This window comes from Microbispora rosea, from assembly GCF_044460045.1.
GTDB lineage: Bacteria > Actinomycetota > Actinomycetes > Streptosporangiales > Streptosporangiaceae > Microbispora > Microbispora rosea.
In genome coordinates, this window is sequence record NZ_JBITJO010000008.1 from 182,870 (window position 1) to 204,858 (window position 21,989).

Genomic DNA, 21,989 nt, shown 5'->3' on the forward strand with positions numbered 1-21,989 from the left:
ACTGCTCAGGCCGTGCGCGTTATTGGTGGGGCACACATTACGACGAGCACATCACGAAGTGTGAGGAGGGTCACTCCTCCTCCATGTGATCTCGGTCACTTCCCCGGCAGTTTGACCACGGTCACGAAGAATTCGTCGACTTGCCGTACTACCCGGGTGAACTGGTCGAAATCCACGGGTTTGGTGATGTACGCGTTAGCGTGCAGGTTGTATCCCCGCAGGATATCCTGCTCGGCCTCCGATGTGGTGAGGATCACAACGGGGATGGTGCGCAGCGAGGGGTCCTTCTTGACCTCCTCCAGCACCTCGAAGCCGTTCACGCGGGGCAGGTTGAGGTCGAGCAGCACCAGGTCGGGCCGGGGCGCGGAGCCGTACTGCCCCTCGCCGCGCAGGAAGGCCAGCGCCTGCTCGCCGTCGTTGACCACGTGGAGGTTGTTGCCGACCTTGTTGTAGGAGAACGCCTCCTGGCAGAGCAGGACGTCGCCCGGGTCATCCTCGACCAGGAGAACCTCGATGGGGCGGAACTCACTCATTGGGGTCTCCCAGGGCCGGCAGGGTCCAGCGGAACGTGGCTCCGGCGTCCTCGCTCGTGTCGAGCCAGATCCGGCCGCCATGATATTCGACGATTTTGCGGCACAGGGCCAGTCCGATGCCCGTCCCGGGATAGACGTCCCTCGGGTGCAGGCGCTGGAAGATCAGGAAGATTCGGTCGGCGTACTTCGGCTCGACGCCGATCCCGTTGTCCGAGCAGCTGAACTCCCACATGTCGCCGTCCCGCCGTACGCCGATGTGGACGCGGGGAGGCTCCTCGGAGCGGAACTTGAGCGCGTTGCTGACGAGATTCTGGAAGAGCTGGGTCAGCAGCGTGCGGTTGCCGACGACCTTGGGCAGATCGTCGTGGGTGACCGTCGCGCCGGTCTCCGACAGCCGGGCGTCGAGGTTGCGCAGCGCGCCGGCCAGCGCGTCGCCCGTGTCCATCTCCTCACGTTCGCCGCCGACCCGGCCCACCCGCGAGAAGTCGAGCAGGTCGTTGATGAGCAGCTGCATGCGGCGGGCGCCGTCGACGGCGAAGCCGATGTACTGCCGGGCGCGGTCGTCGAGCCGGTCGGCGTAGCGCTGCTCCAGCATCTGGGTGAAGCTCGCCACCTTGCGCAGCGGCTCCTGCAGGTCGTGGCTGGCCACGTAGGCGAACTGCTCCAGCTCGCGGTTGGAGCGCCTGAGCTCCTCGGCCTGCTCGGCGAGCTGCTGGCGGGCATCGACGGACGACTGCCACTCGGTCATGATCCGGCGGCGCATGCCGTCGATGTGGCCGGACAGCTCCCACAGCTCGGCCGGGCGCTCGACCCCGAGCTCGTGGTCGAAGTCGCCCGCCGCCACCGCCCGGACCTGCCGGGTCAGCCGCGCGATCGGGCTCGTGACCGCGCGGCGCACGATCAGCGTGCAGAACACGATCGCCAGCACCATCGCGCCGGCCAGCGCCGCGACCGCCGCATAGATGGTGTTCCAGCCGGAGTAGAGCCGCTCTCTGGCGACGTCGTGCAGCCGCCCGAGCAGCGCCTGCTGCGTGTCGAGCGCGCTCCTGACCGCGGAGAAGCGCTGGAGGTTGTTCCTCGCCAGGTCGGTGAGCGAGCCGGGGCCGCTCTTGAGGGTCCGCGTGACCACGGGCTCGGCGTAGTCGCGCCGCCACGCGGTCGTGGCGTCGTTGATCGCGCCGATCTGCGCGCGCACGCCGTACCCCTGGGGCAGACGGGGGGCGAGCCTGCCGATCTCGTCGGTCGCCGAGCGCTCCTCGGCGACCCCCTGGCGGTAGGCGTCGAGGTACTGCTGCTCGCCGGTGAGCCCGTATCCGCGGATCGCGCCCTCCTGGGCCTGCACCGCCCGGGCGACGCGCAGCGTCTGCAGGGCGGCGGGGTCGACCGCGTCGACGAGGGTCTCCCGGGCCTCGTGCGTCGTGGAGAGCGCGAGCAGGATGGCGCTGACCGCGATCACGAAGATGACCAGGACGCCGGCTCCGGCGAGCACGAACCACCGGCCGACCGGCAGGCGTGAGCCCCGAGTGGACGGCGCCAGCGGGGGCAGCGGGGCCGGCGAGCTCACTCGTCCTCACCCCGGGACACGAGGACGGCCGCGACGTCGTCGTGCATGGCGCCGTCGAGGCTCGCGATGATGCGGTCGAGGTCGATCCCCGCATGGGCGCGGATCAGGTTCGCGAGCCCCTCGGTGCCGAGCAGGTCGCGGTTCTCGCCGACCGTGGCCTCGATCAGGCCGTCGGTGTAGAGCAGCAGCGACCACCGATCGCCCAGGGTGACGTCGATGGGCGTCCACTCGACGCCCCGGAAGATCCCGAGCGGCGGGCCCGAGGGCGTCTCGGTGACCACGCCGAGCACGCCGTCGCGCAGCAGCAGCGGCGGTGGATGCCCGATCACGTGCAGGCGGGCGGTGGTCAGGTCGGGGGCGATGGCCGCGGTGCACATCGTGGTGAAGATCTCCGGCGACTTGCGCTCGTGCCGCAGCAGCGTGTCGAGCGTGCGCAGCACGTCGTTGCCGGTCTGCCCGGCCAGCACCAGCGTGCGCCAGGCGATGCGCAGCGCCGTGCCGAGGGCGGCCTCGTCGGGCCCGTGCCCGCACACGTCGCCGATCAGCACGTGCACCGCGCCGTCGGGCGTCTGCACGGTGTCCCAGAAGTCGCCCGCGAGCAGCCCGCCCGCACGTCCGGGAAGGTAGCGCGCCTGGTGGTGCAGGATCGAGGGGTCGAGCAGGGGGACGGGCAGCAGGCCGCGTTCGAGCCGGGAGTTCTCCTTGCTGAGGATGCGTTCCTGGAGAAGCTCGCGCATGGCGAGGTCGGCGCGCTTGCGCTCGATGGCGTAGCGGATGGCGCGGATCAGCAGCCGGGCGTCGATATCCTGCTTGACCAGGAAGTCCTGCGCCCCGGCGGCGACCGCCTCGATGCCGACGTGCGCGTCCCCGAGCCCGGTGAGGACGAGCACCGCCGTGTCCGTCGCCATGGCGAGGACCTGCTGGAGCGCCTCCAGCCCCGATGCGTCGGGAAGGGAGAGGTCGACGAGCACGCACTGCACGTCGTCGGTGAGCCGCGCCCGCCCCTCGGCGAGCGTCCGCGCCCAAGTGATCTTCGGCGGCCTCTCGGCGCCCGCCAGCAACTCCTCGACGAGAAACGCGTCGCCGGCGTCGTCCTCGATCAGCAGGAGGGTGAGCGGATCGGGCAGATCAGGGGAGACGGGGGTCACGAACGCCTCTCGTCAGCGTCGGCATCATCGTCGTGCAGCATCGTGCGCACAAACCTATCGTCTGGGAACAGCATGATTAGGGCTCACACGTCAACGAGCGCCTCTATTCCCTGAGGAAGCGTCCCATCACGCGCGGCCTCGCCGAGAAACGACAACAGCGTCCCGCGGAAGGCCTGCGCGGCCCGGGTCGGCTCCACGTCCTTGCGGTGCGCGAGGGCGACCGTACGGCGCAGCCCGGGCAGCAACGGCGTGCCCGTCAGCGTCGGCCGGTTCTCCAGCACCATCGAGGGCACCACCGCGATCCCCAGCCCCGCCTCGACGAACCGCAGCACCGCGTCCATCTCCCCGCCCTCCACCGCGAAGCGCGGCTCGAACCCCGCCTGCCGGCAGGCCGCCAGCGTCGCCTCCCGCACGTCGTAGCCCCTGCGGAACATGACCATGGGCCGTCCGCGCAGGTCCTCGATCCGCAGGTACGATCTGCGCCCCCGGGGCGACGCGGAGGCCACGACGAGGTTCTCGCTGAGGATCTCCTGGGTCACCAGGGAGGGGTCGCTGCTCTGCAGCGGCAGGATGATCAGCGCCAGGTCGAGCTGGCCCCGGGCGAGGTCGCGGACGAGGTCGCGGGACCCGCCTTCCTCGACCTTCAGCTCCACGCCGGGGTAGGCGAGGTGGAAGCGGGCCAGCGCGTCGGCCAGCAGCCCGGCGCACAGCGACGGAGTCGCGCCGAGGCGCACGCGTCCCCGCCGCAGCCCGGCGAGCTCGGCGACCTCGCGCCGGGCGGTCTCGGCGTCGGCGAGCATGCGGCGCGCGAGCGGGAGCAGCGCCTCACCCGCCGCGGTGAGCGTGACGTTGCCCCGGGCCCGGCTGAACAGGGGCGCTCCCAGCTCGGTCTCGAGGCTCTTGATCTGCTTGCTCAGCGACGGCTGGGCGACTCGCATCCGCTCCGCGGCCTGGGTGAAGTGCCGCGTCTCGGCCACGGCCGTGAAGTAGGCCAGTTGCTGGAGCTGCACACCTCAATAGCCTAGGGCTATCGCCGAAGCCGGCTCGATGCGCCCCCCACCGTGTGACCCGATGTGAATTTCGTCGCACACCCTCGGGACCTTCGGCTCTTGGAAACCGTGTGGGACAGAGCACATAGCCGCGGGCTATCGAAACCAGGCCTGTCATGACTTGGACGTCTGAACAGCGCAAACCTAGCGTGTGGAGTCGTGACTGCCACTGTTGACCACTCTGTGGACTCCGCTTCCGTGGATCGCGGTTCGGCGACCGCTCCGGTCCCCACACATAATTCCCCCAATTCCCCCCGCACGCCCGCCCGTCGTGGACTGCTCGGCACCTCGGCCGGCAGGAAGGCCGTCATGGCCGTCACGGGCGCCGTTCTCGTGCTCTTCCTGATCGCCCACATGCTGGGCAACCTCAAGATTTTCTTGGGCGCCGACTCCTTCAACCACTATGCCGAATGGTTGCGCACCGTGGGCTCGCCCGCGCTGCCGAACCGGACGGTGTTGACGATCACCGAGATCGTGCTCGCGGTCTGCGTCGTGCTGCACATGTGGGCGGCGGTGTCGCTCGCCCGGCGGGCGGCCAAGGCGCGGCCCGTGAAGTACGCGGCCAAGCGGAAGTCGCAGGCCAACGGGTATGCCGCGCGCACCATGCGGTGGGGCGGCGTGATCATCGTGCTGTTCGTGATCTGGCATCTGCTGGACATGACCTTCGGCACGGTGAACCCCGAGGGCGGCGACGCCACGCCGTACGCCCGCATGATCGCCGGCTTCCAGCCCGACCGCTGGTGGGTGGCGCTGTTCTACCTCGTCGCCATGGTGATGGTCGGCCTGCACCTGCGCCACGGCATGTGGAGCGCGTTCCAGTCGCTCGGCCTGACCCGCCGTCCCCAGGTCCGCAGCACCCTGCAGACGACCGCCGTCGCGGTCTCCGCGGTGCTGGTGATCGGGTTCGTCGCCGCGCCCGTCTGCATTCTGATCGGAGTGGTCAAGTGAAGTTCCGCCGCCGCGCCCAGCAAGAGAACGCCCAGCAGGAGAATCAGGGCGCAGAACCGGCCATCGCCGGGCACTACCGGGTGGGTGACCCTATCCGCGACACCAAGGCGCCGGAGGGTCCCATCGAGGACCGCTGGGACAAGCGTCGTTTCTCGGCCAAGCTGGTCAACCCGGTCAACAAGCGCAAGCTGACCGTCATCGTGGTCGGCACCGGCCTGGCGGGCGGCTCCGCCGCGGCCACGCTCGGCGAGCTGGGCTACAAGGTCAAGTCGTTTTGTTATCAGGACTCGCCCCGCCGAGCCCACTCGATCGCCGCCCAGGGCGGCATCAACGCCGCCAAGAACTACCGCGGCGACGGCGACAGCGTCTACCGGCTGTTCTACGACACCGTGAAGGGCGGCGACTACCGCGCCCGCGAGTCGAACGTCTACCGCCTCGCCCAGGTCAGCGTGAACATCATCGACCAGGCCGTGGCGCAGGGCGTGCCGTTCGCCCGCGAGTACGGCGGCCTGCTCGACACCCGGTCGTTCGGCGGCACCCAGGTGTCGCGCACCTTCTACGCCCGGGGCCAGACGGGCCAGCAGCTCCTGCTCGGCGCGTACCAGGCCCTGGAGCGGCAGGTCGCGGCGGGGAACGTGGAGGTCCACACCCGCCACGAGATGCTGGAGCTCGTAATCAGCGGTGGCAGGGCCCGGGGCATCGTGGTCCGCGACATGGTCACCGGTGAGATCGAGACCCATCTCGCCGACGCGGTCGTGCTCGCCAGCGGCGGCTACGGCAACGTGTTCTACCTGTCCACCAACGCCAAGGGCTGCAACACCACGGCGATCTGGCGGGCGCACAAGAAGGGCGCGTACTTCGGCAACCCCTGCTACACGCAGATCCACCCGACCTGCATCCCGCAGAGCGGCGACCACCAGTCGAAGCTGACGCTGATGTCGGAGTCGCTGCGCAACGACGGCCGGGTCTGGGTGCCGAAGCGCAAGGGCGACAACCGCGCGCCCGGCGACATCCCCGAGGACGAGCGCGACTACTACCTGGAGCGCATCTACCCGGCGTTCGGCAACCTCGTGCCGCGTGACATCGCCAGCCGCGCCGCCAAGAACGTCTGCGACGAGGGCCGCGGCGTCGGTCCCGGCGGGCTCGGCGTCTACCTCGACTTCGCCGACGCCATCAGGCGGTTGGGCCGGGAGGCCGTCGAGAAGAAGTACGGCAACCTCTTCGAGATGTACGAGCGCATCACCGGCGAGAACCCGTACGAGGTGCCGATGCGCATCTACCCGGCCGTCCACTACACGATGGGCGGGCTGTGGGTGGACTACGACCTGCAGTCCTCGATCCCCGGGCTGTTCGTGATCGGCGAGGCCAACTTCTCCGACCACGGCGCGAACCGCCTGGGCGCCTCGGCCCTCATGCAGGGACTGGCGGACGGCTACTTCGTGCTGCCGACGACGATCGGCGACTACCTCGCCGGGGCCGGTTCGTTCGGGCCGGTGGACGAGGGTGACGTCACGGAGGCCAGGAAGGCCGTCCAGGACAAGATCGACAAGCTCCTGTCCGTCAACGGCAACCGCACCGCCGACTCCTTCCACCGCGAGCTCGGCCGGATCATGTGGGACTACTGCGGCATGGAGCGCACCGAGGAGTCGCTGCGCAAGGCGCTGGAGCGCATTCCCGAGCTGCGCGAGGAGTTCTGGAACAACGTCAAGGTGCCGGGCGACGCCGAGGGGCTCAACCAGGCGCTCGAACGCGCCGGCCGGGTGGCCGACTTCTTCGAGCTCGCCGAGCTGATGTGCGTCGACGCGCTGCACCGCACGGAGTCGTGCGGCGGTCACTTCCGGGCCGAGTCGCAGGACCAGGACGGCGAGGCGCTGCGCGACGACGAGCACTTCGCTTACGTCGCCGCGTGGGAGTGGACTCCGGAGGGCCCGGTCCTGCACAAGGAAGAGCTGAACTACGAGTACGTCAAGATGACCCAGCGGAGCTACAAGTGAACCTGACCCTCAAGATCTGGCGGCAGAACGGCTCGTCGGACAAGGGACGGATGGTGACCTACCGGGTCGACGACGTCTCGCCCGACATGTCGTTCCTGGAGATGCTCGACGTCCTCAACGAGCGGCTGATCCTGGAGGGCGACGACCCGGTCGCCTTCGACCACGACTGCCGCGAGGGCATCTGCGGCATGTGCGGCATGGTCATCAACGGCGTCGCGCACGGCGAGCAGAAGCTCACCACGACATGCCAGCTGCACATGCGGCACTTCAAGGACGGCGACGTCATCACGATCGAGCCGTGGCGGGCCGCGGCGTTCCCGGTGGTCAAGGACCTCGTCGTGGACAGGTCGGCGTTCGACCGGATCATCCAGGCGGGCGGCTTCATCTCCGTTCCCGCCGGGTCCGCCCCCGAGGCGCACTCCGTCCCGGTGCCGAAGGCCGACGCCGACGCCGCCTTCGACGCCGCGACCTGCATCGGCTGCGGCGCCTGCGTCGCGGCCTGCCCGAACGGCTCCGCGTCGCTGTTCACCGCGGCGAAGATCACTCACCTGAGCCTGCTGCCGCAGGGCCAGCCGGAGCGCGAGTCGCGCGCCAGGGCGATGGTCGAGCAGATGGACGCCGAGGGCTTCGGCGGCTGCACCAACACGGGTGAGTGCACGGCGGTGTGCCCGAAGGGCATCCCGTTCGACACGATCGCTCAGATGAACGCCGACTACCTCAGGGCCGCCTCCAAGTAGCCGCCTTCGAGTAGCCGTCTTCCAGTAGCGGTCGAGAACGTGGACCGGTCAGCCGTAACATAATCACCTCTCCTCCTGGGTAACGTGTGCTTTGTGTTGGCGTAACACGCCTGCCGTGATCCCGCAGGCGAGGGAGTGAGCATGTCCGTGACCGGTCCACGTTCCACCTTGAAGGTCGCGTCCGCAGTGCACGGCGCGGCCGTCGTCGTGCGTGTGGAAGGCGACCTGGACGCCGGCACCGTTCATCTGCTTCACAACGAGTTGCATCAGGCCTGGGAGTCGCCCGGGACGTCCGTCATCGTGCTCGACGTCGCCGAGCTGGCGTTCTGCGACTCGCGCGGGCTCAGCGAGCTGATCTCCGCGTTGCAGCGCGGCCAGGCCCTGAACGTCCGGTTGATACTGAGCGGCGTGCAGGGCGTGCTGCGCCGGGTGCTGACGATCACCGGCCTGCGCAACGTGTTCGAGCAGCACCCGACGGTCGCGGAGGCGCTCAGCCAGGCGGCCGACGCGGGCCCGCGTCACCCTCGGCCCGACGGCGGGCCGGGCTCGGACTCCGATTCCGGCGGCTTGTACGAGATCGCCGGCGACCGCTGAGCACTGCCGGCCCCGCCGTCCCGTCCTCCTTGCCTCTCTCTGCCTGGCGGGGTAAGTAGGGGTGTAACTTCTCTGTAGATCTCCCAAGAGGAAGATCTTTCAGGATGAGGACAGGCGATGACGACGAGACTTGGCGTCACGGTGAGCCATGAGGCGACGCACACTCTCGTCACCCTGACCGGCGAGCTGGATGTGATCTCCGGCGAACGCCTGCGCACCGTGTTCGGCAAGTTGTCGGAGGAGGGCGCCGCCCGGCTGGTCGTGGACACCTCCGAGCTGACCTTCTGTGACTCCATGGGCCTGCGGCTCCTGCTGGAGACGCACGACCACGCCGTGGAGGCGGGCGGGTTCATGAAGCTGGTCGGCGTCCGGGGCGTCTTCCGGAGGATTCTGACCGTGACCGGGCTGCACGTCGCGTTCCCCATCCACGAGACCGTCGCGGAAGCCCTGACGGCCCTGGACGGCTGACGTCGGTCAGAGGACGCTCCTGACCTCCGCCCGCAGCTCGGACAGGTCGACCCCGGCATCGGTCAGGATCCGGACGCCCAGGCCCTCGCCCTCCCGGATGACGCCCAGGAGGATGTGCCCGTCGCGGATGTCTCTGCTCTTGAGCGCGATGGCCTCGCGCAGCGCGAGTTCGAGCGTCTTCTTCGCCCGCGGGCCGAACGGGGCCCGGCGCCCGCTGAGGAGAGCCCCGCGGTGATCGCGGCGCGGCTCCCGGTCGAGGGCCCCGACGCCGAAGACCTCCTCGATCTTCTCCCGGACGGCCGACAGGTCGATGCCGATCGACTCCAGGGCCTCGGCGTCGATGTCCCCGCCCGCGGCGTCGCCGAGAATCCGTACGACCTCCGCCCGCACCCGCTCGTGGGTGATCCCGCGAGACGTGAGGAGCCGGGCCGACAGCGTCTCCGGACGGCTCAGCAGGCCGAGCAGCAGGTGCTCGGTGCCCACCTGCCTGTGCCGGAGCTCTCTGGCCTGCTCGTTGGCGTGCGTGACGACCTGCCGCGCGTCGTCGGTGAATCTCTCCAGCATCTACTTCTCCCGTCTCAGCAGTCCTCGGCCGCCCGCGTACTTCTTGTGCACCGCCTGCCGGGACACCCCGAGCAGGAGCGCGATGTCCTGCCACGACCACCCGGCGTTGCGGGCGTTCTCCACCTGCAGCGCTTCGAGCCGTTCCACCAGGAGTCGCAGGGCCCGTACGGCCCGCAGGCCGACGGCCGGATCGCGGCTGCCGGCGTCGCTCGCCAGTTGTGCCGTATCACTCATGTCGTCAACATAGGTTGACGCGACCCAGATGTCAACCTTGGTTGACGGGTAAAACGATTTGCCGGTCGACCTGCGTGTTTGCGAGCCTGGAACTACGATGCGCACTCTTCCTGTGGCCGATCCCGGCACTCCCGACGCCCGCGGGCCGCTGCGCTACCTGTGGTGGGTGGCCCGCAGCCAGGCCGGCTCGATGCTGACCGGAATCGGTCTGGCGGTGCTGTGGTGGCTGGGGCAGGCGCTCGTCCCGGCGGCCCTGGGCAAGGCGATCGACGCGATGGCCGCGCGGGACGCGGGCACGCTGCTCAGATGGTCGGCCGTGGTGCTCGGTCTCGGCGTGGTCCAGGCGCTCGCCGGTGTCGCACGCCACCGCTACGCCGTCTTCAGCTGGCTGTCGGCGGCCTACCGCACCGTCCAGGTGACCGTACGGCAGGCGGCCAGGCTCGGGGCGACGCTGCCGAAGCGGCTGTCGACGGGCGAGGTCGTCAGCGTGGGCAACTCGGACATCGCCCACATCGGCAACGCCATGGAGATCGTCCTGCGCGGCGCCGGCGCCGGCGTCGCGATCGTCGCGGTGACCGTGATCCTCATCGCCACCTCGGTTCCGCTGGGCCTGGTCGTGCTGGTCGGCGTGCCGCTGATGGCGGCCGCGGTGGGCCCCCTGCTCAAGCCGCTGCACCGGCGCCAGCACGAGCAACGCGACCTCCAGGGCGACCTGGCCACCCGGGCCGCCGACATCGTGGCCGGCCTGCGGGTGCTGCGCGGCATCGGCGGCGAGCAGGTCTTCGCCGCGCGCTACCGCGAGGAGTCGCAGCGCGTACGGCAGGCGGGCGTGCGGGTGGCCTCGGTGGAGTCCCTGCTGGAGGGCGCCCAGATCCTGCTGCCCGGCGTGCTGATCGCGTGTGTGACCTGGCTCGGCGCGCACTTCGCGCTCGACGGCCGCATCACGCCCGGTCAGCTCGTCGCGTTCTACGGCTACGCGGTGTTCCTGATCGCGCCCCTGCGGACGCTGACCGAGGCCGCCGACAAGCTGACCAAGGGGCACGTGGCGGCGCGCCGCGTCTGCCGCATCCTGTCGCTGGAGCCCGAGATCGCGGGCGGCGGCGGCCGCCTCTTCACGGGCGAGGGCACGCTGCGCGACGGCGAGTCGGGGGTCGAGGTCCGGCCCGGCCGGCTCACGGCGCTCGCGGCGGCCGCGCCGGAGGACGCCATCGCGATCGCCGACCGCCTGGGCAGGTTCGCCCCCGGCGACGTCACGCTCGGCGGCGTGCCGCTGGCGGAGTCGCCGCTCACCGAGGTCAGGCGGCACATCCTGGTGGCCGACAACGGCGCGCGGCTGTTCACCGGACGGCTGCGCGACGAGCTCGACGTGCGGGGCGCGGCGACCGACGAGGACGTCCGCGAGGCGTTGTACGCCGCGTGCGCCGAGGACATCGTGGCGGCGCTGCCCGAGGGCCTGGACGCGCACGTGGCCGAGTCGGGCCGTGAGTTCTCCGGTGGTCAGCAGCAGCGGCTGCGGCTGGCCCGGGCGCTGCTCGCCGACGCGGAGATCCTGATCCTGGTCGAGCCCACCAGCGCCGTCGACGCGCACACGGAGGCGCGCGTCGCCGAACGGCTGGGCAAGGCGCGCACGGGCCGGGCGACCCTGGTCTGCACGACCAGCCCGCTCGTGCTCGACCGGGCCGACCACGTGCTGTACGTCGAGGGCGGCGTGGTGCGGGCCGAGGGCGCCCACCGGGCGCTGCTGGAGAAGGTGCCCGCGTACCGCTCGACCGTGACACGAGGGGAAGACTGAGCATGGCCCGCGAGATCCTTCCGGTCGCCGACCGGGCGCAGGTGCGCGCCTACGCGCGGCGGCTGACGCTGAAGTATCCGCGCGAGCTCGGTCTCGCGCTGGCGCTCCACGCGCTGGCGGCGATGGCCGGGCTCGTCGCGCCCCGCATGCTCGGCGACCTGGTGGGCGGCCTGGCCAAGGGCCGCAGCGATCTGCGTGTGGACACCGTCGTCCTGGCCATCGCCGCCTTCGTGGTCGTGCAGGCCGTGCTGGTCAGGCTCGCGGTGTACGCGTCGTCGCGGCTGGGCGAGAAGGTGCTGGCCGAGCTGAGGGAGGACTTCGTCGGCCGGGTGCTCGCGCTGCCGCTCTCGACGGTGGAGCGGGCCGGCTCCGGCGACCTCATCACCCGTACGTCCAGGGACGTGGACGCGCTGTCCCGGAGCGTGCGGCACGCCGTGCCCGAGACGCTGATCGCGGTCGTCACCGGCGTCTTCGTCGTCGGCGCGGTGATCCTCGTCGGGCCGGTGATGGCGGTGCCGTCGCTGGTCGCCGTGCCGTTGCTGTGGGGCGCCACCCGGTGGTACCTCAACCGCGCCAGGGACGGCTATCTGCGGGAGAACGCCGCGTACGCCGACATGACCGAGGGCCTGGCCGAGACCGTCGAGGGCGCGCGCACGATCGAGGCGCTGGGGCTGGAGGGCCGCCGCCGGGACCGTACGGACCGGGACATCTCCCGGTCGTTCGCCGCCGAGCGGTACACGCTTGGCCTGCGCACGGTGTGGTTTCCGGCGGTCGAGTTCGGTTACGTGATCCCGGTCGTGGCGACCCTGCTCATCGGAGGGCTGTTCTCGATCGAGGGCTGGGTGACGGTGGCCCAGGTGACGACCGCCACGCTCTACGTGCAGCAGCTCATCGACCCGCTCGACCGCCTGCTGTCGTGGGTGGACGAGCTCCAGGTCGGCGGGGCCTCGATGGCCCGGCTGCTGGGCGTGGCCAACGTGCCCGACGACCGGGTCTCGGGCGACGCCCGGCCGGTGGGAGAGGAGCTGAAGGTCGGCGGCGTGCGGTACGCCTACCGCGAGGGCCACGACGTGCTGCACGGCATCGACCTCGACGTACGCCCGGGGGAGCGCCTGGCCATGGTCGGACCCTCGGGGGCGGGCAAGTCCACGCTGGGCCGCCTCATCGCCGGGGTGCACGCGCCGGCGAGCGGGTCGGTCACGGTCGGCGGGGTGCCGCTGGTCGAGCTGCCGCTCGACGAGCTGCGCGGGCACGTCGCCCTGGTCACCCAGGAGCACCACGTGTTCCGGGGGACGCTGCGCGACAACCTGCTGATCGCCAGGCCCGGCGCCTCGGACGCCGAGGTGCGCCGCGCGCTGGAGGCCGTGGACGCCTGGGAGTGGGTGGCCGCGCTGCCCGAGGGCCTGGACGCGGCCGTCGGCTCCGGCGGCACGGCGATCTCCCCTGCCCAGGCGCAGCAGCTCGCGCTCGCCCGGCTGGTGCTGGCCGACCCGCACACGCTCGTCCTGGACGAGGCCACGTCGCTGATCGACCCGCGGGCCGCCCGCCACCTGGAGCGGTCGCTCGCCGCCGTGCTGGAGGGCCGTACGGTGATCGCCATCGCGCACCGGCTGTACACCGCGCACGACGCCGACCGGGTGGCCGTGGTGGAGGACGGCCGGATCAGCGAGCTGGGCTCCCACGACGACCTGGTGGAGGCGGGCGGTGCCTACGCCGCGCTGTGGGACAGCTGGCACGGCACCGCCCGGTAGTCACGTCAGCCGGTGATGTTCAGCGACTTCCTGAGGAAGTCGAGCTGCAGGAGCAGCAGGTTCTCCGCGACGACCTCCTGCGGCGTCATGTGGGTGACGCCCGACAACGGGAGCACGGTGTGCGGGCGGCCGGCCGCGAGCAGGGCCGACGACAGCCGCAGCGTGTGCGCGGCGACGACGTTGTCGTCGGCCAGGCCGTGGATCAGCAGCAGCGGGCGCTCCAGCTTCTCCGTGTCTCCCTTCTCCGCGTCGCCGAGGAGGGACGACCTCTCGTAGTGCCCCTCGTCCGGGTGGCCGAGGTAGCGCTCGGTGTAGCAGGTGTCGTACAGCCGCCAGTCGGTGACCGGCGCCCCGGCGACGGCGGCGTGGAACACGTCGGGACGGCGCAGCACGGCGAGCGCGGCGAGGTAGCCGCCGAACGACCAGCCCCTGATCGCCACCCGCGACAGGTCGAGGTCACCCGGGTGCAGGGCCGCCGCGCCCTGGAGGGCGTCCACCTGGTCCTGCAGCGAGATCGTGAAGTCGTGCAGCATCTCCCGCTCGAAGGCGGGGCCGCGTCCCGGCGTGCCCCGCCCGTCGGCCACGATCACCGCGAAGCCCTGCTCGGCCCACCACTGGGACTCCAGGAACATCCGCCGGGCCGACAGCACCCGCTGGGCGTGCGGCCCGCCGTACGGGTCCATCAGGACGGGCAGCGGACCGGAGCCGGGCACGTGCCACGAGGGCAGCAGGATCGCCGTGGACAGTTCGCGAGAGCCCGCCCGGACGAGCGACACCCGCGGCTCCAGGCCGGGGCGCTCGGCCAGGGAATTGATCGACGCCGACCCGACGGTCACCGTCGTGCCCTCGGTGTCGAGGCTCTGCCGGGCGACGAGCGTCACGCCGCCCGCCCGGCGGCCGGAGTGGACGCCCGGCTCGGTGGTGACGGCGCTGATGGTGCCCGCCGTGTAGGTCCACAGATGAACCTCGCTGGGCTCGCCGCTCGCCTGGAAGAGCACGGTGTCGCCGTCCACGTCGAGCACCGCGCGCACCTGCAGGGACGGCGGCGTGACCGGCTCGTCGCCGACCACGAGGCGGTGGCCGCCGTCGGCGTCGGCCACCCACACGAGCCTGCCGTCCGACAGGCGGGCCGGAACGCCGGCGACGATGTCCAGCCAGGCCGGGTCGGTGTCCTCGCGCAGGAGCGTCGTCTCGCCCGTGTCCGGGTCGGCCGACAGCAGGCGCATGGTCCGCTGGTCCCGCGAGAGCGTGACGATCGCGAGGCCGTGCGCGTCCCAGGCCGCCGTCACCAGGTATTCCTGCTCGAACGGCACCGCCGTACGCGCGCCGTCCAGGCCGATGACGTGCAGCGTGACCTCGGCGTTGGCCGTGCCGGCGGCGGGGTAGCGCTGCGGGACGGGCTGACGATCGGGGTTGGCCGGGTCGGCGATGTGCCACAGGGTCACCGGAGACTCGTCCACGCGGGCCACGAGCAGGCGGTCGCCGGAGGGCGACCACCAGTAGCCGCGCATCCGCCCCATCTCCTCGGCCGCGATGAACTCCGCGAGACCGTAGGTGACCAGGTCGCCTTCGGGCTCGGCCAGCAAGGTGCCGGCTCCGGTATCGATCTCCAGCACGTGCAGGGCGCCGCCCGTGACGTACGCGACCCGCGCGCCGGTGGGGTCGAGCCGGGGGTCGATGACCGGCCCGGCCGCCGGGAGCCGCCGTGCCCCGCCCGAGGCTAGATCGGTCAGGTAGAGGTCGCCCGACAGCGCGAAGACGGCCCGCCGGACCTCCCGGTCCGTGGCGTACGCCACCACGCCGCCCGCCGACTCCCGCGACCGCTCGCGGCGGGCGCGCTCCTCCGGCGGCAGGTCCTCGTCGGCGGCGCCCAGGGCGAGGGAATCGACGACGAGCCGCTCGGCCCCGGACGCGACGTCCAGCTCCCACAGGCACGTCACCGGATCGGTGCCCGATCGCGTCCTGAGGAAGGTCACCCGACCCCCGTCAGGGGAGATCGTGAAGTTGCGCGGCACCCCAAGGGTGAACCGCCGGGTCCTGGCATGCAACCGCGGGAAGCTCTCCGTCATAGCTCCTCATACTGCCAGCACAGGGGCACTACCCTCGGAGGCATGACTGACCGCCGCCTGCTGCTCGTGCACGCCCACCCCGACGACGAGACGATCGGCACCGGGGCGACCATGGCCAAGTACGTGGCCGAGGGCGGGCATGTGACGCTCGTGACCTGCACTCTGGGGGAGGAGGGCGAGGTCATCCCTCCGGAGCTCGCCCACCACGCGGCCGACAGGGACGACACCCTCGGTCAGTACCGCATCGGCGAGCTGGCCGCCGCGTGCAAGGCCCTCGGCGTCACCGACCACCGCTTCCTCGGCGAGGCCGGCCGCTGGCGCGACTCGGGCATGATGGGCGCGGCGACCAACGACCGCCCCGGCTGCTTCTGGCGGGCCGACCTCGACGAGGCGGCGGGCGAGCTGGTCAAGGTCATCCGCGAGGTCAGGCCCCAGGTCCTCGTCACCTACGACGAGAACGGCTTCTACGGCCATCCCGACCACATCCAGGCGCACCGCGTCTCCCGGCGGGCCTTCGAACTGGCCGCCGACCCCGCGTTTCCCGGCGGGGAGCCGTGGCGGATCGCCAAGTTCTACCTCACCGCCATGCCCAAGTCGGTGCTGCGGCGGACCATCGAGACCATGCGCGAGGCCGGCGTCGGCTTCTGGGTGCCGGAGTCGATCGACGACATGCCGGGGTGCGCCGACGAGGACGTGACGACGGAGATCGACGCCAGGCCCCACGTGGAGGCCAAGCTCGACGCGATGCGGGCGCACGCGACGCAGATCGCCGTGGACGCGCCGTGGTTCGCGCTGTCGAACAACGTCGGCCAGCAGGCCCTCGGGGTCGAGCACTTCATCCTGCGTGCCGGGGTTCCCGGCAAGCCCGGCATCGGCGCTCCGCCCGAGGTGGGCGGCATCGGCGAGCCGTACAACCGCGAGACCGACCTGTTCGCCGGTATCGGCTGAGGTGTCGGATAAGTTGGGCGGTATGACCCAGGAGGCGCAGAGCGGCGTCGAACCCGCCGAGAACGTCCCCGGCCCGCTGGCCGGGGCCGTCACCGGCGCGGCGTACGGCGTGCTCTTCCTGCTGGGCGTGGTGCTCGGCGTCGTCGGGGGCTTCCAGCACGCGTGGTACGCCGGGGAGGTGCCGGTCGCCGCGATCGCCTGGCTGGCCGCCCTGTTCGCGGTGCCGTACGCGATGGGACGGCTGATGGGCGGCAAGCTGGGCGCGCTCGTCCCCGCCGCCGGCTGGCTCCTCGCGTCGTTCCTGCTGGCCACGCCTCAGCGGGCCGGCGACCTCGCCATCGCGGGCAACTCGGCCGGCTACTGGTACCTCTACGGCGGCGCCGTCGCCGTCGCGGCGGCCGTGGTCGTCACCCGCTCCGCCGGTTCGTGGCTGCTGAAGTCGTACGGCCGCCCGTGAGCTTGTACAGGTGGGACCGGTCGCGGATCCTGGGGACATGCGGCGGTCGCACCGGGTCCGGCAGGTCATCAACTACGTCAACCTTTCCACGCCCCTCGGGCTGCTGATCGCGCGGATCGGCGGAGCCCGCACCCGCAGGGGGGAGCGGGGCCTCGTCTACGCGCACGGATACCGCATCCCGTTCCCCGTCGCCGGGGCGTTCACGGTGGGCAACGTCGTCCTGACCGAGCACGGGGAGGGCTATCTCACCGGCTGCCTGCTCGACCACGAGTCTCGCCACGCCACCCAGTACGCGTTCTGCGTCGGCCTGCCCATGCTCGTGCTGTACGTGCTCGCCTCAGCCGTTTCGTACGCCGTCTGCGGTCATCCGGCCTCGTGGAATCTTTTCGAGCGGATGGCCGGTCTGGACGACGGCGGTTATCCCCGGATGCACCCATGGTGGAGGAGAAGGGGGAGTAGGTCGCATTCCGCCTGAGGGTGGAGGAAACATGATGCGAATCGACCAGTCGTAGGAGGAATATTTTCGGCCCTGCGGGGATCATGGAGAGCGGAAGGGAGTTCCCCATGTCGCAGACGATTCACCCGGAAAGTCCTGAGGCTCCAGAAATCCCCGTATCTCCCGTTCCGAATGCGCCGAGCGCGCCGATTGTCCGGCCCGCCGGACCCCGCCGGTGGCCGTCCAGCTTCGCCGACAGGCTGACCGCCCCTCTTCCCGACTTCCGCGAGGTCACCAGTGTTATGTGGCACGGGCAGCTGCGGCCCGACATCGGGGACAGCGACCAGATTCCCGTCCACCGTGTCGGCCTGCCCCGCGCCGCCGCGACCGAGACCGTGGTGACCTGGGTCGGCCACGCGACGTTCGTGCTCCAGATCGGCGGGCTCACCGTGCTGACCGATCCGGTGTGGTCACGCAAGATCCCCGGCGTGCGCCAGCGGCTGACCCCTCCCGGCGTCGCCTGGTCCGACCTGCCCGAGGTCGACGCGATCGTGATCAGCCACAACCACTACGACCACCTGGACGCACCGACGATCCGCCGCCTGCCGAGGGACACGGCCGTCTTCGCACCTGCCAAGCTCGGCGGGTGGTTTCGGCGGCGAGGCTTCCGTGACGTGACCGAACTGGACTGGTGGGAGTCGGCTCGCCTCGGCGACGTGACGTTCGACTTCGTCCCGGCTCACCACTGGAGCCGCCGTACCCTCTGGGACACCTGCCGCACCCTGTGGGGCGGATGGGTGCTCACCTCCCCCGAGCATCGGGTCTACTTCGCCGGCGACACGGCCTACGGGGAGCGGTTCGCCCAGATCGGCGAGCGTTACCCGGGCATCGACCTCGCTCTCATGCCGGTCGGCGCCTACGAGCCGCGCTGGTTCATGAAGGTCTCCCACGTCGACCCCGCCCAGGCCGTGCAGGGCTGCCTCGACGTGGGAGCGCGGCGGATGGCCACCATGCACTGGGGCACGTTCGTGCTGTCGGGCGAGCCGCTGCTGGAGCCCGTGCGCGAGGCCCGCGTCGTGTGGGAGTCACGCGGCCTCGATCCCGCCGACCTGTGGGACCTCGCCGTCGGCGAGAGCCGTACGCTCCCCTGACGGGACGGCCCGGATGCGCTTGCGGGAGAGCGGTTCCGGCTGTGGCTCGGGCTGTGGCTAGGGCCGCTCTCCGAGCATCGCCGCGGCGTTGGCCAGTCGCGTGCCCAGATGCCGCCGAAACGCCCGGAGCTCGGAGCCGTGTGCCTTGATCGTTTTCTGCTGGGCCTCGATCTCCGTCGTCAGCCGCACCGTCAGGTAATCCACCTGCAGCTTGCAGCGCATATCCGTCACCGCCGCGGTGGCCTCCTCCCGCTTGTCACCCGCCTTTCGCCAGCGCGGGTTCTCCCACGCCTTGACGGGTGCCGAGAAGGTGTAGCCGGCCCCTTTCATGCAGGCGCTCCACGCCGCGTTCACCGCCTTCACCCGGGGATCATCGAGCGCCTTGTCGTAGGCCTGCATGCCCAGCCGGACGACCAGCCACTCCGCGTCGGGTGGGACCCCTTTCATCACGCGCCGGTTCGCCGCCCCGATGCAGCCGCCCTCCGGCACGCGGATGCCTCTGACCGTCTTCGGCCCCTGTCCGCCCAGAACGGCCTGCTCCTCGATCGGGGTCATGCCCGTGCCCGCTCTCGTGGATCTTGGCGGTTTCTGCTGCTGCGAGGGAGGCTGCAACGGCACGGCGTACCCGTATCGGCCGGCGAGGGCAGGATCGACGAACAGGTAACGGCGGGCTCTGGGCGTCGTATCGCGCTGCGGTGGCAACGGGGTGTCGTCGTATCCCTTCATTCCGAACCTATTCGTGCACAGGGCCACCGAGTGGCGCACGGCGTTGACGAGCCGGGCCTGCTGTTCGGGTGTCGGTGCGAAAGCGTCCAGGGGGAGAATCGCGTTGTCGAGCATCCGTACTGCCTTCTCGGTCGCTTTCTCGGTTGTCTGCCCAGCTGTCTGGCTGCCGCTCAGCACGGGCGACGCGGTGAGAGCGGCGCCCCCCGCGACGGCTGTTCCGCTCGCCTGACACCCACTGAGCGCGACAGCGGCGAGCACGGCGAGCGGAAGCGGGCGGAAGCGCGAAACATCATGCACATCCGTATTGTTTTCGCGGTGGGCTTCGCTCTCATAATCAGGGCATTTACGGAATGACGAACTCTGTATTTCCGGGCAGCGGCAACGACCGCGCGGGCACTGGCACAATGCGGCCATGAGCTTCGCGACCGCTGATCTCTACGACGCCCACGGTGACGCGCTGCGCAGTTGTGTCACCCAGTTCCGCTCGTACGGCTCACGCGCGCGATTCTCCGGCCAGATCGCCACGGTCCGCTGCCTGGAGGACAACGCGCTCGTCAAACAGGTGCTCGCGACACCGGGAGAGGGCCGGGTGCTGGTGGTCGACGGCGGCGGATCGCTGCGTACGGCGCTGCTCGGTGACATGATCGCGACCTCGGCAATGGAGAACGGCTGGGCGGGCGTGGTGATCAACGGCGCGGTACGAGATACGGCAGCCCTGGCCGGGTTCGACCTCGGTATCAAGGCGCTCGGCGCCAACCCGCGCAAGAGCGCCAAGACCGGCCTGGGGGAGATCGACGTCCCGGTGAACTTCGGCGACGTGACCTTCGCCCCGGGCGCATGGCTCTACAGCGACGAGGACGGCATCCTCATCAGCGATCAGCGCCTCGGCGTCTGAGCTACCCGGCGACTGCTGGTGCCGCCACCCGGCCGCCTCCCTCATTCCCGTAGTCGCCTGGGCCGGGGCCGCTCGTAGGTGAAGGTCCAGCGGTCGGTGCCGGTTTGGCGGCGGGTGTAGCGGTGGGGGTGCTGGTAGCGGTCGCGGTTGTGGAACTGGCAGGCCGGTCCGAGCAGCTTCAGGTCGGTCAGGCCGCCGGTGCTCGAGTTGTCGGCGTGGTCGATCTGGCACATGCTCGCCGGGAGCGGGCAGCCGTCGATCCAGCAGGTGGCATACCGGGCGAAGATCGCCCGCCGTTGGGCGGGGATGGCCAGGCGGACCTTGCGGCCCATGTCCAGCACCTGCCCTTCGGCGTCCATGACCAGCCGCACGAGAGTCGAGGTGCGGGCGAGGCGGTGCACGCTGGTGACGGGCAGCATCTGCCCGGTCGCCAGCAACAACCCCGGCGCTGTCCCCAACGCCGTCCCGAACAACGCCCCCGGTGACGTCCCGAACAGCGCCCCCGGCGTCCCTGGCTCTGGTCCCGGTGGATGTCCCGGTGGCGTCTCCGGCTCTGGTCCCGCCGTTCCCGGTGCCTGCGTCGCACACGAGCACCGCGCCGCGCTGCCGCACCGGCACGCGCCCTGGCCGTCCGCCGCGTCCTGCCGAGCCCGGCCCTGCTCCTCGCCGCCCTGCTCGTGGCGGTTCCGGTCATGGCGGTCCTGGCCACGGCGCACGTCGCCGTGGTCCTCACGCGTGCCCTGCCCATGGCGGCAGTCCCTCGCAGGCCGAGACCCGGCGTGGGCGTGATGCTCGAAGGCATCCTCGGGAGGAGGATCCTGCTGCGCTGCCTCGGAAGGCGCTGTCCCGGAAGGTGTTATGCCCGAAGGCGCCGGGTTCGAAGGCGCTGCGTCCGAAGGCGCTGGGTTCGAAGGCCCGCCACCGTCTGCAGGCGATGCTGACCCGCGCCGCCCCGCGTCCGGTGCCCCAGTCTGTGCCACAGCACGGCCGCAGTCATCGCCCTCCACGGGCGCGGTGTCGTCGCCCTCGGCAGAGACGGCGCTCGCGGCCTTACGCGGCTCACACTCACCGGCCCGCCGCTCACCAGCCCCGCGCTCACGGGACGCGCGCCTACCAGTCCCACGCTCGGAGGTTCCGTGCTCACCCGCCCCGCGCTCGCCAGGTCCGGGGTGGCGAGACTCCTCATCGCGGGGACCGGTGGTGGCACGGTCGGCGTTTCCGGCATCGGCGTCCGGGGCTCCATCGGCTCCGGCGTCGCTCCTGGCACCGGCGGCCGCCGCTCCATCGGCACCGGCATGCGCCTCAGTCTCGGCTTCGGCGGTGTCGGCGGTGTCGGCGGGGTCGGAGTCGGCAGGGTGGGGGTCGCTGGGGAGGGATTCGGCGTTGACGAGGACGAGGAGTTCGGTGGCGATCTTCTGTTCCAGCAGGGCGATGAGGGCATCGGCCTGGCGCACGCTCAGCGGGCGGTCATCGCCTTCCGCGCGGGGTTTGGCGTAGGCGTCGAGCAGGGCGCGTAGCCGGGCTGCCGCCTCGCGGGGGAGGTAGAACTCCCCTTCCAGGCCGCCGCCCCGGCCGGAGCGCACCCGTAGGAATCGCCGCCCGTAGTCGGCCCGCTCGTCGCGGTCTTCTCCGTCGGGGTCCAGCACCGCCCGCAGGTAGCGGCCCGCTTTGGCGACCTCGGCCGCGCCTGCTTTGGTTGCGAGCTCCAGCAGGATCTTTCATGGCGTCGTGCGTTGCACACCGGGGTGAGCAGCGAATTGTTGGAGCGACAGGTTGAGTTGTCCGGCTGCACCCGCGCATCGGAGGCCGGGCAAGCAGGGCAAAGCCGAACGCGGCTTGGGCCTGTCGGTCCACAGCTCCGCCGGTCCACAGCTCCGCCGGTCCTCAACTCCGCCGGTCCGTCGGCTCGCGGACCTGCGCCTGCATCTGCA

The 21,989-nt window shown here is 71.0% G+C and carries 22 protein-coding genes and 1 pseudogene; 13 read left to right on the forward strand and 10 right to left on the reverse strand.

Annotated features, from left to right (window positions below; genetic code table 11):
• Positions 1 to 95 precede the first annotated feature (95 nt).
• The 4 genes from ACIBK1_RS29875 to ACIBK1_RS29890 form a co-directional block, all read right to left on the reverse strand.
• On the reverse strand, positions 96 to 533 hold the full coding sequence (locus ACIBK1_RS29875) for a response regulator (protein WP_030507500.1): 438 nt from the start codon (positions 531 to 533) through the stop codon (positions 96 to 98).
• Complete coding sequence (locus ACIBK1_RS29880; protein WP_051761590.1) at positions 526 to 2,097, reverse strand: sensor histidine kinase; 1,572 nt, start codon at positions 2,095 to 2,097, stop codon at positions 526 to 528. The genes ACIBK1_RS29875 and ACIBK1_RS29880 overlap by 8 nt, the downstream gene beginning before the upstream one ends.
• Positions 2,094 to 3,245: a PP2C family protein-serine/threonine phosphatase gene (locus tag ACIBK1_RS29885; protein ID WP_030507498.1), complete on the reverse strand. Its 1,152-nt coding sequence runs from the start codon at positions 3,243 to 3,245 to the stop codon at positions 2,094 to 2,096. The genes ACIBK1_RS29880 and ACIBK1_RS29885 overlap by 4 nt, the downstream gene beginning before the upstream one ends.
• An 83-nt stretch (positions 3,246 to 3,328) precedes the next feature.
• A complete protein-coding gene (locus ACIBK1_RS29890; RefSeq protein WP_030507497.1) occupies positions 3,329 to 4,255 on the reverse strand; it encodes a LysR family transcriptional regulator in 927 nt (308 codons plus the stop codon).
• Positions 4,256 to 4,492: 237 nt separating this feature from the next.
• Between ACIBK1_RS29890 and ACIBK1_RS29895 the strand changes: the two genes are divergently transcribed.
• From ACIBK1_RS29895 to ACIBK1_RS29915, 5 genes are all read left to right on the forward strand, one after another.
• Positions 4,493 to 5,242 (forward strand): succinate dehydrogenase cytochrome b subunit, encoded by a 750-nt coding sequence (locus tag ACIBK1_RS29895; RefSeq protein ID WP_357313477.1) that lies wholly within the window; start codon positions 4,493 to 4,495, stop codon positions 5,240 to 5,242.
• A 62-nt stretch (positions 5,243 to 5,304) separates the two neighbouring features.
• Positions 5,305 to 7,236, forward strand: coding sequence for a fumarate reductase/succinate dehydrogenase flavoprotein subunit (locus ACIBK1_RS29900; protein WP_030507495.1), 1,932 nt, complete (start codon positions 5,305 to 5,307; stop codon positions 7,234 to 7,236).
• Positions 7,233 to 7,973, forward strand: a complete 741-nt coding sequence (locus ACIBK1_RS29905) for a succinate dehydrogenase/fumarate reductase iron-sulfur subunit (RefSeq protein WP_030507494.1) — start codon at positions 7,233 to 7,235, stop codon at positions 7,971 to 7,973. The genes ACIBK1_RS29900 and ACIBK1_RS29905 overlap by 4 nt, the downstream gene beginning before the upstream one ends.
• Before the next feature lie 141 nt (positions 7,974 to 8,114).
• A complete protein-coding gene (locus ACIBK1_RS29910; RefSeq protein ID WP_396739031.1) occupies positions 8,115 to 8,567 on the forward strand; it encodes an STAS domain-containing protein in 453 nt (150 codons plus the stop codon).
• A 117-nt stretch (positions 8,568 to 8,684) separates the two neighbouring features.
• Positions 8,685 to 9,035 (forward strand): STAS domain-containing protein, encoded by a 351-nt coding sequence (locus ACIBK1_RS29915; protein WP_363530723.1) that lies wholly within the window; start codon positions 8,685 to 8,687, stop codon positions 9,033 to 9,035.
• 6 nt (positions 9,036 to 9,041) lie between these two features.
• Here the strand turns inward: ACIBK1_RS29915 and ACIBK1_RS29920 are convergent, their stop codons facing one another.
• Positions 9,042 to 9,599 (reverse strand): Clp protease N-terminal domain-containing protein, encoded by a 558-nt coding sequence (locus ACIBK1_RS29920; RefSeq protein ID WP_363530726.1) that lies wholly within the window; start codon positions 9,597 to 9,599, stop codon positions 9,042 to 9,044.
• Entirely contained in the window at positions 9,600 to 9,833 is a 234-nt protein-coding gene (locus tag ACIBK1_RS29925; RefSeq protein WP_030507490.1) for a hypothetical protein, read from the reverse strand.
• Positions 9,834 to 9,930: 97 nt separating this feature from the next.
• On the opposite strand from ACIBK1_RS29925, the gene ACIBK1_RS29930 reads away from it, so the two are divergent.
• On the forward strand, positions 9,931 to 11,625 hold the full coding sequence (locus tag ACIBK1_RS29930) for an ABC transporter transmembrane domain-containing protein (protein ID WP_030507489.1): 1,695 nt from the start codon (positions 9,931 to 9,933) through the stop codon (positions 11,623 to 11,625).
• Positions 11,626 to 11,627: 2 nt separating this feature from the next.
• Positions 11,628 to 13,376, forward strand: a complete 1,749-nt coding sequence (locus ACIBK1_RS29935) for an ABC transporter ATP-binding protein (protein WP_030507488.1) — start codon at positions 11,628 to 11,630, stop codon at positions 13,374 to 13,376.
• A gap of 5 nt (positions 13,377 to 13,381) precedes the next feature.
• Here ACIBK1_RS29935 and ACIBK1_RS29940 read toward each other — a convergent pair whose 3' ends face one another.
• Positions 13,382 to 15,445 carry a DPP IV N-terminal domain-containing protein gene (locus ACIBK1_RS29940; RefSeq protein ID WP_396739034.1) on the reverse strand — a complete coding sequence of 688 codons (2,064 nt, stop codon included), beginning with the start codon at positions 15,443 to 15,445 and terminating at the stop codon, positions 13,382 to 13,384.
• A gap of 42 nt (positions 15,446 to 15,487) precedes the next feature.
• Here ACIBK1_RS29940 and mshB point away from each other — a divergent pair, with 42 nt between their 5' ends.
• The 4 genes from mshB (at position 15,488) to ACIBK1_RS29960 (ending at position 18,437) form a co-directional block, all read left to right on the forward strand.
• Complete coding sequence (gene mshB / locus ACIBK1_RS29945; RefSeq protein ID WP_396739036.1) at positions 15,488 to 16,393, forward strand: N-acetyl-1-D-myo-inositol-2-amino-2-deoxy-alpha-D-glucopyranoside deacetylase; 906 nt, start codon at positions 15,488 to 15,490, stop codon at positions 16,391 to 16,393.
• Between the two features lie 22 nt (positions 16,394 to 16,415).
• Positions 16,416 to 16,850: a DUF6113 family protein gene (locus ACIBK1_RS29950; protein WP_076433921.1), complete on the forward strand. Its 435-nt coding sequence runs from the start codon at positions 16,416 to 16,418 to the stop codon at positions 16,848 to 16,850.
• A 37-nt stretch (positions 16,851 to 16,887) separates the two neighbouring features.
• Positions 16,888 to 17,325, forward strand: coding sequence for a hypothetical protein (locus ACIBK1_RS29955; protein WP_396739038.1), 438 nt, complete (start codon positions 16,888 to 16,890; stop codon positions 17,323 to 17,325).
• 263 nt (positions 17,326 to 17,588) lie between these two features.
• Positions 17,589 to 18,437: an MBL fold metallo-hydrolase gene (locus ACIBK1_RS29960; RefSeq protein ID WP_231513843.1), complete on the forward strand. Its 849-nt coding sequence runs from the start codon at positions 17,589 to 17,591 to the stop codon at positions 18,435 to 18,437.
• A gap of 57 nt (positions 18,438 to 18,494) precedes the next feature.
• Here the strand turns inward: ACIBK1_RS29960 and ACIBK1_RS29965 are convergent, their stop codons facing one another.
• Positions 18,495 to 19,460 carry a hypothetical protein gene (locus tag ACIBK1_RS29965; RefSeq protein WP_396739040.1) on the reverse strand — a complete coding sequence of 322 codons (966 nt, stop codon included), beginning with the start codon at positions 19,458 to 19,460 and terminating at the stop codon, positions 18,495 to 18,497.
• Between the two features lie 115 nt (positions 19,461 to 19,575).
• Here ACIBK1_RS29965 and rraA point away from each other — a divergent pair, with 115 nt between their 5' ends.
• Positions 19,576 to 20,058 carry a ribonuclease E activity regulator RraA gene (gene rraA, locus ACIBK1_RS29970; RefSeq protein WP_396724207.1) on the forward strand — a complete coding sequence of 161 codons (483 nt, stop codon included), beginning with the start codon at positions 19,576 to 19,578 and terminating at the stop codon, positions 20,056 to 20,058.
• 41 nt (positions 20,059 to 20,099) lie between these two features.
• Here the strand turns inward: rraA and ACIBK1_RS29975 are convergent, their stop codons facing one another.
• On the reverse strand, positions 20,100 to 20,516 hold the full coding sequence (locus ACIBK1_RS29975; protein ID WP_396739042.1) for an HNH endonuclease signature motif containing protein: 417 nt from the start codon (positions 20,514 to 20,516) through the stop codon (positions 20,100 to 20,102).
• A gap of 678 nt (positions 20,517 to 21,194) precedes the next feature.
• Here ACIBK1_RS29975 and ACIBK1_RS29980 point away from each other — a divergent pair.
• A complete protein-coding gene (locus ACIBK1_RS29980; protein ID WP_396739044.1) occupies positions 21,195 to 21,575 on the forward strand; it encodes a hypothetical protein in 381 nt (126 codons plus the stop codon).
• On the opposite strand, the pseudogene ACIBK1_RS29985 reads toward ACIBK1_RS29980, so the two are convergent.
• Positions 21,519 to 21,773: pseudogene (locus ACIBK1_RS29985) on the reverse strand (DUF222 domain-containing protein); the annotation flags it as partial. The gene ACIBK1_RS29980 and the pseudogene ACIBK1_RS29985 sit on opposite strands and share 57 nt — an antisense overlap.
• Positions 21,774 to 21,989: the final 216 nt, after the last annotated feature.